Raw genomic sequence first — 14,002 nt, 5'->3', positions numbered from 1 at the left:
GATTATCGGGTTCCCCACATGTAGGTCTGCTTCTTGAGCTTGAGGTAGACGAAGCTCTCGGTGGAGCGCACGCCGGGGACGGCCCGGATGCGTTGGTTGATGACGTCCAGGAGGTGGTCGTCGTCCTCGCAGACGACCTCCACCATCAGGTCGAACGAACCCGCGGTCATCACCACGTACTCGCACTCGGACATGGCCGTCAGCGCGTCCGCGACGGACTCCACGTCGCCCTCGACGTGCACGCCGACCATCGCCTGCCGGCGGAAGCCCACGGTGAGCGGGTCCGTGACGGCGACGATCTGCATCACGCCCTGGTCGAGCAGCTTCTGGACGCGCTGGCGCACGGCCGCCTCCGACAGGCCGACGGCCTTGCCGATCGCGGCGTACGGCCGGCGGCCGTCCTCCTGGAGCTGTTCGATGATGGCGAGGGAGACGGCGTCCAACACGGGACCGCCGTTCCTGGACTCGCGGGAGTCCCTTGGGTCTGCGCTTCGACTGGCCACGTCTTCACTGTGCACGAGGTATCGACACTTTTGCAACCCGGCGACGATGTAATTCGTTGTTTGAGTACTCAAACTCTGCGGATTTCGCACCCAAGAGGGCGTCGGGGGTGTTGAAAACGTCGGGCTTCCGTTTAGGGTGGGTGTCTCAGCGAATGGACACCAAACCTTGGAGGGCCGGCAGTGAGCACCGAGCTGCGTCGTCTGCGCAACCACATCGACGGTGAGTTCCGGGACGCCGCCGACGGACGGACCACCGAAGTGGTCAACCCCGCCACGGGTGAGACCTACGCGACCGCCCCGCTGTCGCGGGAGGCGGACATCGACGCCGCCATGGCGGCCGCCGCCGCGGCCTTCCCCGCCTGGCGCGACACCACCCCCGCGGAGCGCCAGAAGGCCCTGCTGAAGATCGCGGACGCCTTCGAGGAGCGGGCCGAGGAGCTGATCGCGGCCGAGGTGGAGAACACCGGCAAGCCGGTCGGGCTCACCCGCTCCGAGGAGATCCCGCCGATGGTGGACCAGATCCGCTTCTTCGCGGGCGCGGCGCGGATGCTGGAGGGCCGCTCGGCCGGCGAGTACATGGAGGGCCTCACCTCCATCGTGCGCCGCGAGCCGATCGGCGTCTGCGCGCAGGTCGCGCCGTGGAACTACCCGATGATGATGGCCGTGTGGAAGTTCGCCCCGGCGCTCGCCGCGGGCAACACGGTCGTCCTGAAGCCGTCCGACACCACCCCGGCGTCCACGGTCCTGATCGCCGACATCATCGGCTCGGTCCTGCCCAAGGGCGTCTTCAACGTCGTCTGCGGGGACCGCGACACCGGCCGCCTGATGGTCGAGCACGAGACCCCGGCGATGGCCTCCATCACCGGCTCGGTGCGGGCCGGCATGTCGGTCGCCGAGTCCGCCTCCAAGGACCTCAAGCGGGTCCACCTGGAGCTGGGCGGCAAGGCGCCGGTCGTGGTCTTCGAGGACACCGACATCCCCAAGGCCGTCGAGGACATCTCGGTGGCGGGCTTCTTCAACGCCGGCCAGGACTGCACGGCGGCCACCCGCGTGCTGGTGCACGAGGCGATCCACGACGAGTTCGTCAGCGCGCTCGCCAAGGCCGCCGCCGAGGCGAAGACCGGGCAGCCGGACGACGAGGACGTGCTCTTCGGCCCGCTGAACAACCCCAACCAGCTCAAGCAGGTCGCCGGCTTCATCGAGCGGCTGCCCGCCCACGCCAAGGTCGAGGCCGGCGGCCACCAGGTCGGCGACAAGGGCTACTTCTACGCCGCGACCGTCGTCTCGGGCCTCAAGCAGGACGACGAGATCATCCAGAACGAGGTCTTCGGCCCGGTCATCACCGTGCAGTCCTTCCGCGACGAGGACCAGGCGGTCGAGTGGGCCAACGGCGTCGAGTACGCGCTGGCCTCCTCGGTGTGGACCAAGGACCACGGCCGCGCCATGCGGATGTCCAAGAAGCTCGACTTCGGCTGCGTGTGGATCAACACCCACATCCCGCTGGTCGCCGAGATGCCGCACGGCGGCTTCAAGAAGTCCGGCTACGGCAAGGACCTCTCGGGCTACGGCTTCGAGGACTACACGCGCATCAAGCACGTGATGACGTCCCTGGACGCGTGAGCCTCCGGCGCTCCGGCGAGTGAACCGCGTGACCCCGGGCGGGGTGACCTGCCCGGGGTCACGCGTGTGCGGCTCGACAGGGTGTCGGGCCTGGGCGGCGCGGGTCGACGCAGCGTCGATTGTCCGCCGTACGCCCGAGCGGGCATCCTGCGCGCATGCCCCTCCCCTCGAAGACGCCGCCCAGGGTCTCCCGCCGGTCCCTGCTGCGCGCGCTCGGCGGCTCCGCCGCGCTCGGTGCCCTGGCGGGCTGCGGCGTGCCGGCCGCCTACGTCGCGCCGGGCGAGCGCGCCGCGACCGACCGCTCGGCCACCGAGAAGCGGCTGACCTGGGCGAACTGGCCGCTGTACATCGACACCGACGAGGACCACCCGAGCCGCCGGCCCACCCTGGAGGCGTTCGGCAAGCGGACGGGCATCTCCGTCGACTACATCGAGGAGATCAACGACAACGACGAGTTCTTCGGCAAGATCAGCCCGTCGTTGATGAACCACCAGTCCACCGGCCGCGACCTCATCGTCATCAGCGACTGGATGTGCGGCCGGTTCGTCCGGCTCGGCTGGGTGCAGGAGATGGACCGCTCCCGGCAGCCGAACGTCACCAAGTACCTGGACCCGCTGCTCCGCTCCCCGGCCTTCGACCCGGGCCGCAAGTACACCGTCCCCTGGCAGTCCGGCATCACCGGCATCGCCTACAACCGCCGCCGCCTCGGCCGGGAGCTGCGCCACCTCTCCGACCTGTGGGCGAAGGACCTCAAGGGCCGGGTGACCCTGCTCTCCGGCTTGGACGAGGCGTTCGCCCTGCTGATGCAGGGCGACGGCGTGGACATCACCCGCTGGAAGGCCGACGACTTCCACCGGATGTGCGACCAGGTCGAGAAGCAGGTCGCGCGCGGCCAGATCCGCCGCTTCACCGGCAACGACTACATCAAGGACCTCTCCAGCGGCGACGTCCTCGCCTGCCAGGCGTACTCCGGCGACGTCATCCAGCTCCAGGCCGACGACCCGGACATCGAGTTCGTCGTCCCCGAGGAGGGCGCCGAGCTGTGGGCGGAGTCCCTGATGATCCCGAACCTGGCCGCCCACAAGGCCAACGCCGAGCGCCTCGTCGACTTCTACTACGACCCCGAGGTCGCCGCCGAGCTGGCCGCCTGGGTCAACTACGTCTGCCCGGTCCCCGCCGCCCGCGACGTCCTCGCCTCCTCCTCCGACGAGGACACCGCCGCCCTGGCCGAGGACCCGCTGATCTTCCCGGACGACGCGATGCGCGAGCGGCTGGCCATCGCGCGGGACATCGGGGCGGGGGAGCGGGCGGAGTTCGCGAAGCGGTGGAACGGGATCGTGGGAGTGTAGCGAGCGGCGCCCAGGGGCGGAAAACGGTCAAGTAGCCGCTGGACAACGATCGTTGAGTCTCGAAAGCGATCGTTGACACCTACCGCCCGGAGGTAGCAGGATCTCCGGCAGCGGAGGCGATCCGTGACAGGTCCGGGGTGCCGTCTGTGGGGGGCGGCATCCCGGACCGCGGTCGACAAGAACCTCGTTCCGGCTGCTCTCCTTCCTGGAGGTACTCGCATGCCCTCGCCCTTACTGCTTCTCGGCCTCGGCGGCACGGCGGAGTACCGCGAGTTCCCGCTGGCGCGGATCGCGGCCGGCTACCCGGTGATCCTGGCGAACGGCACCGCCCCTGCCTGGGCGCGTCCCTATCTGGCCGGTCATCTCGCCGTCGATCCCGGTGACGCGGCGGCCACCACCGCCGTGGTGCGGGAGTACGCCGCCGTCCATGACGTGAGCGGCGTGCTGACCTGCGAGAGCGAACACCTCGTCACCGCGGCCCGCCTCGCCGGCCAACTGGGGCTCCGTGGCGGCCCGGTCGGATCCCAGGCCGTCTGCGTCGACCGCCTGGAGGTGCGTCGGCGCCTGGAGGACGGCATGGTCCCGGTGCCGCGCTGGGCAGCCGCCCCCGACCCCGAGGCGGCGGCCCGCCACGGTCTGCTGCTCGGGTACCCGGTCGTCATCAAGTCCCGCACCGGAGGCGGCCGCACCGGGCTGGCCCGCGAGCGCGGTGAAGTGCCGGCCGTCTGCGCGCGGGTGGCGCACCCGGGGACCGCGTGGCCGTACCCGCCGGGCGGCCTGCTGGTGGAGGAACTGCCCGAGGGGCAGCGGGTGTCCGCCGAGACCGTCGTGGAGGACGGCGACGTGCGGATCGTGGCCGTCACCCGCACCGTCCTCGGGCCCGCGCCGGCCCGGGAACCGGTGCGGCACTGCGTCTACGCCCACGACACCCTGCTGCACAACCGCCTGCTGCGGCAGACGGCCGCCCGAGCGGTGGACGCCCTCGGCGTCACGCTCGGCACGCTCCACATAGAGCTGGCGCTCACCTCCCGAGGACCGTACGTCACCGACGTCACCGCCCTCCTCGCCGAGGACGTGATCCCCCTCCTGGTCGAACGGGCCACCGGCATCGACCTGCCGCAGGTGGCCGCCGACCTGGCCGTCGGCCGCGCCCCTGACCTGACCCCGACCCGCCAGCGGGCGGCCGCCGTCCACTTCGCCCACCCCGCCGTCACCGGCCGGCCCGCGCACCGGGTCGTCACGGGCGCCACCGCGGTCGACTGCCACGCGGCACTGGACCGGCTGGCACCCGGTCCGACGGTGGGCATCGCCTCCTCGGCCGCCGCCCGGGTGTAGGAGACTGGCTCGGCATGGGAGATCGACAGGGTGGGGAAGCGGCCGGCGCCGCCGTCACGTTCGGGCTGCTGGCGGCCTGGGCGGTGCACGACGCCGAGGAGATGGCGCTGCTGCCGGGGTGGCTGCGGCGCAATGTGCCGGGGCTGCGCGAGCGGTTCCCCGGGGTGCCGGAGGCGGTGTGGCGGCGGGCCGAGGCGGTCGACGGGCGGGAGTTCGCCGTCGCCGTGGGGGTGATGGGCTCGGTGGTGGCGTCCCTGTCCGCCGCCGGATGGCTGACCGGCGGGCGGTCGGCCGCCTACCAGACCGCGCTGAACGCCTTCGGCCTGCACGGGCTCGTCCACCTCGCGCAGTCGGCCGCCGTACGGGGCTACACACCCGGGTCGGCGACCTCGCCACTGGTCGTCGTGCCGTTCACCCTGTGGGCGCGCGGGCGGCTGCGCCGGGCCGGTGTCCTGGCGCCGGCCCGCCCACGCGACCTGGCCCTCGGCCTCGGCCTCGCGGGCGCCGCGACGGTCGGCTCGCACATGGTGGCGCGGGGCGTCAGGGGGGTGGGGCGGGGCGCAGGGCGTGCAGGACGTCGACGCGGTTCGTCGTGATCGAGTCGACGCCGGCGGCGATGAGGCGGCGCATCGAGCGGCGGGTGTCCGGGGTCCAGGCGGAGACCAGGAGGCCGTCGGCGTGGACGCGGTCCGCCAGCGCACGGTCCACCAGGCCGAAGCGGTAGTTGAGCCAGCGCGGTCCGACCGCCGCGAGCAGCGCCGGGCGGGGCGGCGCGGTCGTCGTCCAGGTGAGGGCGATCTCGGCGGACGGGTCGGCGGCGCGTACGGCGAGCATGGCGGTGGCGCCGGCGCAGTAGTAGACGCGGTCCGCCGCCCCGCACGTCCGGACCGCGTCCACCACCGGGCGCACCGCCGCCACCTCGGACGCGCCGGGCAGGTCCAGCATCAGCCGGGTCCCTTCGGTGGCCGCCAGTGCCTCGGCGAGCGCGGGCACGCCGCCCGCCGTCAGCTCGGCCAACCGCGCCGCCGTCAGCGAGCCGAGCGGCCGGTCGAGGCCCCACAGGCGCTTCAGCGTCGCGTCGTGCAGCAGGACGGGCACGCCGTCCGCGGTGAGGCGTACGTCGACCTCCACCGCGTCCGCGCCGCGCGCGACGGCGGAGCGCAGGGAGCCGAGGGTGTTCTCGCGGACGCGGTACGGGTCGCCGCGGTGGGCGACGGCGGTCACCCTCGTCACCGCGGACACCCCGCTCACCGCGTGCGCCAGGCGGCGGTGTACGCGTCGATCTCGTCCCCGATCCGCGCCTTGCCGGCCGCGTCGAGGAAGGACGCCGCCACGGCGTTCTTCGCCAGGTCCGCGAGGCCGCGCTCGTCCAGGCCGAGGAGGCGGGCGGCGACGGCGTACTCGTTGTTCAGGTCGGTGCCGAACATCGGCGGGTCGTCGGAGTTGATCGTCACCGGCACGCCGGCCCGCACGAACTCCGCGAGCGGGTGCTCGTCCAGCGTGCGCACCGCGCGCGTGGCGATGTTGGAGGTCGGGCACACCTCCAGCGGGATGCGGTGCTCGGCCAGGTGCGCGAGCAGCTTCGGGTCCTGCGCGGAGCTGGTGCCGTGCCCGATGCGCTCGGCGCGCAGGTCGGTCAGGGCGTCCCAGACCGTCTCGGGGCCGGTGGTCTCGCCGGCGTGCGGCACGGAGTGCAGTCCTGCGGCGATGGCGCGGTCGAAGTACGGCTTGAACTGCGGGCGCGGGACGCCGATCTCGGGCCCGCCGAGCCCGAAGGAGACCAGGCCCTCGGGGCGGAGCCGGTCGTCGGTGGCCAGCCGGGCCGTCTCCTCGGCCGACTCCAGACCGGCCTCGCCGGGGATGTCGAAGCACCAGCGCAGGACGGTCCCGAAGTCGGTCTCGGCGGACTTGCGGGCGTCCTCGATGGCCTCCATGAAGGCGTACTCGTCGATGCCGCGCCTGACGGTGGAGGAGAACGGGGTGATGGTCAGCTCGGCGTACCGCACCTGCTGCCGGGCCATGTCGCGGGCCACCTCGTAGGTGAGCAGCCGGACGTCCTCCGGGGTGCGGATCAGGTCGACCACGGAGAGGTAGACCTGGATGAAGTGCGCGAAGTCGGTGAAGGTGAAGTAGTCGACCAGGGCCTCGGGGTCGCTGGGCACCTTGGAGTCGGGGTGCCGCGCCGCCAGCTCGGAGACGATGCGCGGGGAGGCGGAGCCGACGTGGTGCACGTGCAGCTCGGCCTTGGGCAGCCCGGCGATGAAGGCGTGCAGGTCGCGCGGGACGTCGGGAGTGACGAGGGGCTCGGTCAAGGGTGCTTCCTCCCCGGAGGCGCGGGTGATCGGCTGATCGGTGGTCCGGGGATCATCGTAGGCCCGGGCCCCGGGGCGGGCGGACGGCCGTAGCATGACGTGACGTTCTACCGCACGCTCGGCACGAGGGGGATCCAGGGCATGACGGACGACGCGCGGGCGTGGCCGGCACCCGGTGGGGACCTGGGGGACGAGGGCGTCACCGACGCCGTGCCCGGTCCGGTGGACCTCGGCAAGCCGGCGCACGGCGTCGCAGCCGCCACCCCCGCCGACCCGTGGGCCCCGCCCGCGGACGCCGCCGGTACGGGTCCCACCCCGACGGTGATCGGCTGGGCGGCCCCTTCCGTCCACGACCAGCAGACGGTCACGTCGATGCCCACGCCGCAGCCCTGGGCGGCGCCGGCGTACGGCACGACCGACCCCTTCGCCCCGCCGCCGGCCCACGCCGGCCCGCCGGAGGCGGTCCCGCCGCCCCCGGTCGCCCCCGACGGCCCCGGCGTCGTCCCCTACGGCTACCCCGGCGGCTACGGCCCCTCGCCCCAGCCCCAGGGCTACTACGGCTGGCCCGGCGTCGGCCCCGTCCCGAGCAACGGCCTGGGCACCGCCGCCCTCATCCTCGGCATCATCGCCGCGGCCGTCTTCTGCCTCTGGCCGCTCGCCATCGTCCTGGGCGTCCTCGCGGTGGTCTTCGGCGCCGTCGGCCGCGCGAAGGCGACCCGCCAGGAGGCCACCAACCCGGGCCAGGCCCTGGCCGGCCTCATCTGCGGGATCGCGGGCATCGTGCTGGGGGTGGGGTTCGGGGTGCTGATGCTCACGGCGTGAGGCGTCCGCGCCCCTCGGGTACGGGCAGCACCGCCAGCGCGGTGTCCGCCACGTCCCGCAGCGCCTTCGGGGCCAGGCCGGCCTTGCCCACCGCCTCGATGCCGCGGACCACCGTCAGCAGCAGTGCCGCCAGCCGCTCCGGATCCGCGGCGCCGTCGATGTCGCCGTGGCGCTGGGCGGCGCTGATCTCCGTCCGCAACACGGTCAGCAGCGCCGTCATGGTCTCGGCCGAGCGCGCGGCCACCGTCGGGTCCTGCCCGGAGAGTTCCGCCGCGCCCTTGGCCAGCAGGCACCCGCGGCGCTCGGTGTCGGCGGCGGTGTTCTCCGCCATGAGACGCACGTACCCGGACAGCCGGGCCAGCGCCTCGGCGTCCGGGCCCCCTGCCAGCTGATCCTCGGCCACCTCGACGACCGCGGTGCACCAGTCGCCGAACACGCGGTGGAACAGCTTGTTCTTGTCGCCGAACGCGCCGTAGAGGCTGCCCTTGCCCAGGCCCGTCGCCGCCGCGATGTCGTCCATCCGGGTGCCCGCGTAGCCGGTCGCCCAGAACTGCTCCCGGGCCCGCTCCAGGACGTGGCGTTCGTCGAACGCGCGTGGTCTAGCCATGACCTCAGCGTACTGATTCTTGACTCGATCGTCCATTACTGCTTGCCTAGGTTCTGGACGATCCGTTCCACAACTGACCGAAGGGGTTCGACATGACAGGCGTGCTGCACGGGAAGGTGGCCGTGATCACCGGCGGGACCAGCGGGATCGGTCTGGCCGCGGCCCACCGCTTCGTCCAGGAGGGTGCCCGGGTCTTCGTGACCGGCCGGGACGCCGACCGACTCGAAGCGGCGGTCAAGGAGTTGGGCCCCGCGGCCACCGGCGTACGGTCCGACGTCTCGGTCCTCGCCGACCTGGACGCGCTCTACGAACGGGTCCGCGAGGAGGCCGGTCGCATCGACGTGCTGGTGGCCAACGCCGGCATCGTCGCCGACGCCACGCTCGGCGCCCACACCGAGGCGAACGTCGACCTGACGCTCGCCGTCAACGTCAAGGGCCCGCTGTTCACCGTGCAGAAGGCGCTGCCGCTGCTGTCGGAGGACGCCTCCATCGTGGTCATAGGGTCGAGCAACAGCGCACGGCCCAATGCGCAACTGGAGATCTACAGCGCCTCGAAGGCGGCACTGAGCAACCTCGTCCACAACTGGGCCCGGCAGTCGCGCGAGCGCCGCTTCCGGGTCAACGTGCTCAGCCCCGGACCGACCCGCACCCCGGCCCTGCTGAGCGCCGCGGGCCCGGACGCCGACCGGTTCGCCGAGGCCACCGTGCCCCTCGGGCGCCTGGCCGCCCCAGAGGAGATCGCCGAGGCCGCCCTCTTCCTGGCCTCGGACGCCTCGTCGTTCGTCACCGGCGCCGAACTCTTCGCCGACGGCGGCTACACCCGGGCCTGACCCCGGCCCGGGGGCACGGTCAGCCGGACTCCCTGGGCGTCACCGTGTGGTCGAACGCCACCGTGCCCACGTCGAGGGCCGTCGCGCCGCCGTCCACCGTCAGGGTGGCGCCGTTGACGAAGGAGGCGGCCGGGGAGAGGAGCCAGGCGATGGCCTCGGCGACCTCGGCGGGATCGCCCGGACGGCCGGCCGGGACGAGGCGGGTCGCCTCCTCGTAGGCGCCCTCCACGCCGCCCGGCAGGCCGGCCTCCTCCGCGAAGCGGGTCATGCGGCGGTCGGCCATCTCCGTGCGGACCCAGCTCGGGCAGACCGTGTTGGCCCGCAGGCCCTCGCGGCCGTAGTCGACGGCTAGGCCCTGTCGTCAAATTCCCGTCGTCGCCCGAAGGGCGGCCCCGCGGCGTCAGGTGCGTGCTCTCGCCGTGCCGGGCCCTGAGCCTCGTACTGGATGTACTTGGGTCAGGGCCCGGTGCGGCGAGAGTGCGTGCATGGCGTCGCGGGGCAGACGGGAATTTGACGACAGGGCCTAGGGAGCGGCACAGCTGGAGCAGGGCGGCCTTGGAGACGGCGTAGGCCGCGTTGCCCGGTCCGTTGCGCAGGGCGGAGACCGAGGCGACGGCGACGACCGCGCCCCGGGCCGTGCGCAGATGGGGGAGAGCGGCCCGAAGGAGGCGGAAGGGGCCGGTGAGGTTCGTGTCCATGACGAGGTCCCAGGTCTCGTCCGACAGGTCGCCCACCGCCCCGCCGCGGCCGACGCCCGCGTTCAGGACCAGGCCGTCCAGGCGGCCGAAGCGGGACACCGTCGCCGAGAGCAGGTCGCGTACCCCGCCCGGGTCCGTGATGTCCGCCGGGTGCGCCACGGCGCCGGTCTCCTCGGCGACCCGCCGGAGAGGGTCGCCGCGGCGTCCGCTGACGACGACCTCGTGCCCCCGCTCCCGCAGCACCCGCGCGGTCGCCGCGCCGATGCCCGTGCCGCCGCCCGTGACCAGGAAGACCCCGCCCTCCGCCGCGTCGGTCACCGCAGCCGCTCCCGCGCCGCCATCAGGGCGAAGCCCAGGAGGTTCGGGCCCCGCCAGCGGGCCGGGTCGGCCGCCGCCTCGTCGGTCGCCGCCAGGCCGATGCCCCAGACGCGGTCCAGCGGGCTGGCCTCCACCAGGACGCGGTCGCCCGTGCCCAGGAGGTAGGCGCGCAGGTCGGGGGCCGACGCGAACTTGTGGACGCTGCCCTCGACGACGATCCCGAAGCGGGAGCGGATCCAGACCTCCTCGTCGAAGCCCCGCACCAGGCGGCCCGCCTTCTTCGCCTCCGCCGGATGGCCGGCGGCCAGGACGCGGGCCTCCGCCTCCGGGTCCGCGAACAGGCGGGCCTTCTCGGCCATCATCCAGTGCTCCGCCGTCGCGTACGCCACCCCGCCCACCGTGAAGGGCGACGGCCACCACTGGCTGAGGCAGCTCGGGCCGAGCCTGCCGTCCGGGCGGGGGGTGTGGCCCCAGAAGTGGAGGTACTTGATCCGGCCGCCGGGGGACCCGGTGAGCCGGTCGATCAAGGCTTCTCTCGTGTCGATCATCGCCGCCCCCGCGCCGTGGTACACGTCATGCACGCGAGTCTCGCACCCGCCACGGACACTCCGTCCGTCCTTTACCACTCCGACTCGACACCTGGTCGACAGATTCCGTCGGTTAACCAAAAGGCAACAACGGAATCACTTGTTGGTGGGGTACTGACCTGCCAGGATCGACCTTCACATCGAGCCTGAGCCACACCGGCCCCCACCACGGGGAGACCGAGGAGAGCCGACATGTACAACCCGGGCAACCACTTCGCGGACGGCGCGCAGTACATCGCGGGCCGTCTCACGAAGGGCACCTCCGGCCGGACGCACACCATCACCGACCCGGCGACCGGCCGCGACGTCCTCACCTACGACCTCGCCGGCACCGCCGACGTCGACGCGGCCGTGGCCGCCGCCCGCGACGCCTTCCCCGGCTGGGCCGGCGCCACCCCCGGCGAGCGCTCCGACGCCCTGCACCGCTTCGCCGCCGTCCTGGCCGACCGGGCCGAGGACCTCGCCCAGGCCGAGTCCCTCCAGTGCGGCAAGCCGCTGAAGCTGACCCGCGAGTTCGACGTGCCGGGCACCATCGACAACGCGGCCTTCTTCGCCGGCGCCGCCCGCCACCTCCAGGGCCAGTCGGCCGGCGAGTACTCCGGCGACCACACCTCGTACACGCGCCGCGAGCCCCTCGGCGTGGTCGGCTCCATCGCGCCCTGGAACTACCCGCTCCAGATGGCCGCCTGGAAGATCCTCCCGGCGATCGCCGCGGGCAACACCATCGTGCTGAAGCCCGCCGAGCTGACCCCGCTGACCTCCCTGATGTTCGCCCAGGCCGCCACCGCGGCCGGCATCCCCGACGGCGTGGTCAACATCGTCACCGGCACCGGGCGCGAGGCCGGCGAGCACCTCGTCGGCCACCCCGACGTGGTGATGACCTCCTTCACCGGCTCCACCGCCGTCGGCAAGCGCGTCGCCGAGGTCGCCACCGCCACCGTCAAGCGCATCCACCTGGAGCTGGGCGGCAAGGCGCCCTTCCTGGTCTTCGACGACGCCGACCTGGAGGCCGCCGCCCAGGGCGCGGTCGCCGGCGCGCTGATCAACACCGGCCAGGACTGCACCGCCGCCACGCGCGCGTACGTGCAGCGCCCGCTGTACGACGCCTTCGTGGAGCGGACCGCCGCCCTGATGGACACCGTCCGGGTCGGCGACCCCTTCGCCGCCGGCACCGACCTCGGCCCGCTGGTCTCGCACGCCCAGCGCGACCGCGTCGCCGGCTTCGTGGACCGGGCCCGCGGCTACGCGCGCGTGGTGGCCGGCGGCGAGGCGCCGGGAGGCGACCTGAAGGACGGCGCCTACTACCGGCCGACCCTCATCGCGGACGCCGCGCAGGACAGCGAGGTCGTCCAGTCCGAGATCTTCGGCCCGGTCCTGGTCGTGCTGCCCTTCGACAGCGACGACGAGGGCATCCGGCTCGCCAACGACACCCCGTACGGCCTGGCGGCCTCCGCCTGGAGCCGGGACGTCTACCGGGCCAACCGCGCCACCCGCGAGATCAAGGCGGGCTGCGTGTGGGTCAACGACCACATCCCGATCATCAGCGAGATGCCGCACGGCGGGTACAAGGCGTCCGGCTTCGGCAAGGACATGTCCACCTACTCCTTCGAGGAGTACACGCAGGTCAAGCACGTCATGTTCGACAACACCGCGGTCGCCCGCAAGGACTGGCACCGCACCGTCTTCGGGGACCGATAGCCACCACCGACAGCCACACCCACGGCAGGCCGCCGACCACGGCCGACCCACCCGGAAGGTCACCACGCGCATGAGGCAGTACGAGCCCGACGGCCTGTCACCGGCCCAGACGGCCGCCATACGGCGCAGTTTCACCAGCGGCAGGGCCGCCCTCACCCGGCGCTCCCTGCTGCGCGCCTCCGCAGGCGGCGCCCTCGCGGTCGGCGGCCTCGGGACGCTGAGCGCCTGCGGCATCCCGGCGGCCGGCAAGACCGAGGGCGGCGTCTCCGCCGACGACCACTCGGCCGACGAGAAGCGCATCGCCTTCTCCAACTGGACCGAGTACATGGACGTCGACGACAGCGGCCGGCACCGCCCCTCCCTGGACGCCTTCACCAAGCGCACCGGGATCAAGGTCGCCTACACCGAGGACATCAACGACAACAACGAGTTCTTCGGCAAGATCCAGCCGCAGCTCGCCGCAGGCCAGGAGACCGGCCGCGACCTGATGGTCCTCACCGACTGGCTGGCCGCCCGCCTCATCCGGCTCGGCTGGGTGCAGAAGCTCGACCCGGCCCACCTGCCGCACGCCTACGCCAACCTCTCGTCCCAGTTCCGCAACCCGGACTGGGACCCCGGGCGCGCCTACTCCTACCCCTGGACCGGCATCTCCACGGTCATCGCCTACAACAAGAAGGCGCTGGACGGCGTCGAGGTCAAGTCGGTCTCCGACCTGCTCGACAACCCCAAGCTCAAGGGCCGGGTCGGCTTCCTCACCGAGATGCGCGACTCCGTCGGCATGACGCTCATCGACATGGGCAAGGATCCCGGCCGCTTCACGGACGACGACTTCGACGCCGCGATCGCCCGCCTCCAGAAGGGCGTCGACCGGGGCCAGATCCGCCGCTTCACCGGCAACGACTACACCTCCGACCTCACCAAGGGCGACTTCGCCGCCTGCCTGGCCTGGGCCGGGGACGTCGTCCAGCTCAAGGCGGACAGCCCCGACGTGGACTTCGTCGTCCCCGACGGCGGCTACATCACGTCCAGCGACAACCTGGTCGTCCCCAACAAGGCCCGGCACAAGACCAACGCCGAACGCCTCATCGACTACTACTACGAGCCGGGCCCGGCCGCGCAGCTGGCCGCCTACATCAACTACGTCTGTCCCGTCGACGGCGTCAAGGCGGAGCTGGCGAAGATCGACCCGGACGCGGCGGACAATCCGCTGATCCTTCCCGACAAGGCCATGCAGGCCAAGTCCCATCCCTTCCGCTCGCTCAGCGCGAAGGAAGAGACGGCCTACGAAGCCAAGTTCGCAAAGCTCACTGGGGCGTGACGACG

General features: G+C 72.6%; 13 protein-coding genes and 2 pseudogenes. 8 read left to right on the top strand and 7 right to left on the bottom strand.

What is annotated here, in order from left to right; translation table 11 throughout:
- Window positions 1-2 precede the first annotated feature (2 nt).
- Window positions 3-518, bottom strand: a complete 516-nt coding sequence (locus ACGFZL_RS18990) for an Lrp/AsnC family transcriptional regulator (protein ID WP_355175184.1) — start codon at window positions 516-518, stop codon at window positions 3-5.
- Between the two features lie 165 nt (window positions 519-683).
- On the opposite strand from ACGFZL_RS18990, the gene ACGFZL_RS18985 reads away from it, so the two are divergent.
- The 4 genes from ACGFZL_RS18985 (at window position 684) to ACGFZL_RS18970 (ending at window position 5,403) form a co-directional block, all read left to right on the top strand.
- Window positions 684-2,123 (top strand): gamma-aminobutyraldehyde dehydrogenase, encoded by a 1,440-nt coding sequence (locus ACGFZL_RS18985; protein ID WP_355175182.1) that lies wholly within the window; start codon window positions 684-686, stop codon window positions 2,121-2,123.
- A 155-nt stretch (window positions 2,124-2,278) separates the two neighbouring features.
- On the top strand, window positions 2,279-3,472 hold the full coding sequence (locus tag ACGFZL_RS18980; RefSeq protein ID WP_393693049.1) for a PotD/PotF family extracellular solute-binding protein: 1,194 nt from the start codon (window positions 2,279-2,281) through the stop codon (window positions 3,470-3,472).
- A gap of 219 nt (window positions 3,473-3,691) precedes the next feature.
- On the top strand, window positions 3,692-4,807 hold the full coding sequence (locus ACGFZL_RS18975) for an acetyl-CoA carboxylase biotin carboxylase subunit family protein (RefSeq protein ID WP_393693047.1): 1,116 nt from the start codon (window positions 3,692-3,694) through the stop codon (window positions 4,805-4,807).
- 14 nt (window positions 4,808-4,821) lie between these two features.
- Entirely contained in the window at window positions 4,822-5,403 is a 582-nt protein-coding gene (locus ACGFZL_RS18970; protein WP_393693045.1) for an HXXEE domain-containing protein, read from the top strand.
- On the opposite strand, the gene ACGFZL_RS18965 is transcribed toward ACGFZL_RS18970, so the two are convergent.
- Both ACGFZL_RS18965 and ACGFZL_RS18960 read right to left on the bottom strand, forming a co-directional pair.
- Window positions 5,348-6,040 (bottom strand): glycerophosphodiester phosphodiesterase, encoded by a 693-nt coding sequence (locus ACGFZL_RS18965; RefSeq protein WP_393693043.1) that lies wholly within the window; start codon window positions 6,038-6,040, stop codon window positions 5,348-5,350. The genes ACGFZL_RS18970 and ACGFZL_RS18965 overlap by 56 nt on opposite strands.
- Before the next feature lie 14 nt (window positions 6,041-6,054).
- Window positions 6,055-7,215, bottom strand: coding sequence for an adenosine deaminase (locus tag ACGFZL_RS18960; RefSeq protein ID WP_393693041.1), 1,161 nt, complete (start codon window positions 7,213-7,215; stop codon window positions 6,055-6,057).
- 3 nt (window positions 7,216-7,218) lie between these two features.
- Between ACGFZL_RS18960 and ACGFZL_RS18955 the strand changes: the two genes are divergently transcribed.
- A complete protein-coding gene (locus ACGFZL_RS18955; protein WP_393693039.1) occupies window positions 7,219-7,941 on the top strand; it encodes a DUF4190 domain-containing protein in 723 nt (240 codons plus the stop codon).
- Here the strand turns inward: ACGFZL_RS18955 and ACGFZL_RS18950 are convergent.
- A complete protein-coding gene (locus ACGFZL_RS18950) occupies window positions 7,931-8,548 on the bottom strand; it encodes a TetR/AcrR family transcriptional regulator (RefSeq protein ID WP_393693037.1) in 618 nt (205 codons plus the stop codon). The two genes, ACGFZL_RS18955 and ACGFZL_RS18950, sit on opposite strands and share 11 nt — an antisense overlap.
- Before the next feature lie 92 nt (window positions 8,549-8,640).
- On the opposite strand from ACGFZL_RS18950, the gene ACGFZL_RS18945 reads away from it, so the two are divergent.
- Window positions 8,641-9,378, top strand: a complete 738-nt coding sequence (locus tag ACGFZL_RS18945) for an SDR family NAD(P)-dependent oxidoreductase (RefSeq protein WP_393693035.1) — start codon at window positions 8,641-8,643, stop codon at window positions 9,376-9,378.
- A 19-nt stretch (window positions 9,379-9,397) separates the two neighbouring features.
- Here the strand turns inward: ACGFZL_RS18945 and ACGFZL_RS18940 are convergent.
- The 3 genes and pseudogenes from ACGFZL_RS18940 to ACGFZL_RS18930 all read right to left on the bottom strand — a co-directional run.
- A pseudogene (locus tag ACGFZL_RS18940) lies at window positions 9,398-9,730 on the bottom strand (SDR family oxidoreductase); the annotation flags it as partial.
- A gap of 175 nt (window positions 9,731-9,905) precedes the next feature.
- Window positions 9,906-10,394 (bottom strand): annotated as a pseudogene (locus ACGFZL_RS18935) (SDR family NAD(P)-dependent oxidoreductase); the annotation flags it as partial.
- Window positions 10,391-10,942: an NADAR family protein gene (locus tag ACGFZL_RS18930; protein WP_393693335.1), complete on the bottom strand. Its 552-nt coding sequence runs from the start codon at window positions 10,940-10,942 to the stop codon at window positions 10,391-10,393. The gene ACGFZL_RS18930 and the pseudogene ACGFZL_RS18935, both read right to left, overlap by 4 nt.
- A gap of 231 nt (window positions 10,943-11,173) precedes the next feature.
- Here ACGFZL_RS18930 and ACGFZL_RS18925 point away from each other — a divergent pair, with 231 nt between their 5' ends.
- Together ACGFZL_RS18925 and ACGFZL_RS18920 are read left to right on the top strand one after the other, a co-directional pair.
- A complete protein-coding gene (locus ACGFZL_RS18925; protein WP_355175166.1) occupies window positions 11,174-12,679 on the top strand; it encodes a gamma-aminobutyraldehyde dehydrogenase in 1,506 nt (501 codons plus the stop codon).
- 70 nt (window positions 12,680-12,749) lie between these two features.
- Complete coding sequence (locus ACGFZL_RS18920) at window positions 12,750-13,997, top strand: spermidine/putrescine ABC transporter substrate-binding protein (protein ID WP_393693032.1); 1,248 nt, start codon at window positions 12,750-12,752, stop codon at window positions 13,995-13,997.
- The last annotated feature ends 5 nt before the right edge of the window (window positions 13,998-14,002 follow it).

The sequence above is a fragment of the Streptomyces sp. NPDC048182 genome, from assembly GCF_043202555.1.
GTDB lineage: Bacteria > Actinomycetota > Actinomycetes > Streptomycetales > Streptomycetaceae > Streptomyces.
This window is presented reverse-complemented; position numbering and strand designations above follow the sequence as displayed.

What these genes read in the sequence shown, in the direction of transcription:
- ACGFZL_RS18930 (WP_393693335.1), bottom strand. Translation starts at nt 10,942, where the DNA reads ATGATCGACACGAGAGAAGCCTTGATCGACCGGCTCACCGGGTCCCCC.
- ACGFZL_RS18950 (WP_393693037.1), bottom strand. Translation starts at nt 8,548, where the DNA reads ATGGCTAGACCACGCGCGTTCGACGAACGCCACGTCCTGGAGCGGGCC.
- ACGFZL_RS18970 (WP_393693045.1), top strand. Translation starts at nt 4,822, where the DNA reads ATGGGAGATCGACAGGGTGGGGAAGCGGCCGGCGCCGCCGTCACGTTC.
- ACGFZL_RS18975 (WP_393693047.1), top strand. Translation starts at nt 3,692, where the DNA reads ATGCCCTCGCCCTTACTGCTTCTCGGCCTCGGCGGCACGGCGGAGTAC.
- ACGFZL_RS18945 (WP_393693035.1), top strand. Translation starts at nt 8,641, where the DNA reads ATGACAGGCGTGCTGCACGGGAAGGTGGCCGTGATCACCGGCGGGACC.
- ACGFZL_RS18920 (WP_393693032.1), top strand. Translation starts at nt 12,750, where the DNA reads ATGAGGCAGTACGAGCCCGACGGCCTGTCACCGGCCCAGACGGCCGCC.
- ACGFZL_RS18960 (WP_393693041.1), bottom strand. Translation starts at nt 7,215, where the DNA reads ATGCTACGGCCGTCCGCCCGCCCCGGGGCCCGGGCCTACGATGATCCC.
- ACGFZL_RS18980 (WP_393693049.1), top strand. Translation starts at nt 2,279, where the DNA reads ATGCCCCTCCCCTCGAAGACGCCGCCCAGGGTCTCCCGCCGGTCCCTG.
- ACGFZL_RS18925 (WP_355175166.1), top strand. Translation starts at nt 11,174, where the DNA reads ATGTACAACCCGGGCAACCACTTCGCGGACGGCGCGCAGTACATCGCG.